The sequence below is a fragment of the Brachybacterium sp. EE-P12 genome, from assembly GCF_003711805.1.
In the GTDB taxonomy this organism is placed as follows: domain Bacteria; phylum Actinomycetota; class Actinomycetes; order Actinomycetales; family Dermabacteraceae; genus Brachybacterium.
The window spans coordinates 1-733 of record NZ_QXCP01000020.1 but is presented as its reverse complement, the minus strand read 5'-3'; the positions used below and the strand labels follow the sequence as shown (position 1 = coordinate 733).

General features: G+C 58.4%; 1 rRNA gene. It reads left to right on the top strand.

What is annotated here, in order from left to right:
• Positions 1-254: 254 nt before the first annotated feature.
• A 23S ribosomal RNA gene (locus tag D1648_RS17750) occupies positions 255-733 on the top strand; the annotation flags it as partial.

Sequence of the window (733 nt, the reverse complement as noted above, 5' to 3'; positions counted from 1 at the left end):
CTTCATCTGCTGCGCGGATCGCTAGTACTCCTTCGGGATGGAACGCGTGATGGTGGCGGGTTCGAGGTGGAGACACGCTATTGGGTTGTGAGGCTGCACGCAGCCCCCGGATTGCCGGGGGTGTGTGGCTGGTCCTCCCCGATCATGACTGTCGTTTCGATGGTGGTGGTGGGTGTGGGGTTGTTTCTTGAGAACTGTATAGTGGACGCGAGCATCTTGTAAGCAATTTTTAAGCGCAAAGTGTCTTTGTGTTGCCGTAAGTTTTAAAGGGCGCACGGTGGATGCCTTGGCACAAGGAGCCGACGAAGGACGTGGGAGTCTGCGTTAAGCCTCGGGGAGTTGACAACCGAACTGTGATCCGAGGATGTCCGAATGGGGAAACCCACCAGGGGTCATGCCCTGGTACCCGCCGCTGAATGTATAGGTGGTGTGGAGGGAACGCGGGGAAGTGAAACATCTCAGTACCCGCAGGAAGAGAAAACAAATTAGTGATTCCGTGAGTAGTGGCGAGCGAAAGCGGAGGTGGCTAAACCTGGTCTGTGTGATACCCGGCAGGGGTTGCAGGTCGGGGGTTGTGGGACGTGTCTGCAGGGTCTGCCGGCCTTGCGACGTGGACGTGCAGTGGTAGTCGAAGTCGTGGTGAGTGCGACGGCGTAGAGGGTGTGACCCCCGTAGACGAAACTGCTGTGCGGCGTGACGCTGTTCCCGAGTAGCACCGGGCCCGTGAAATCCG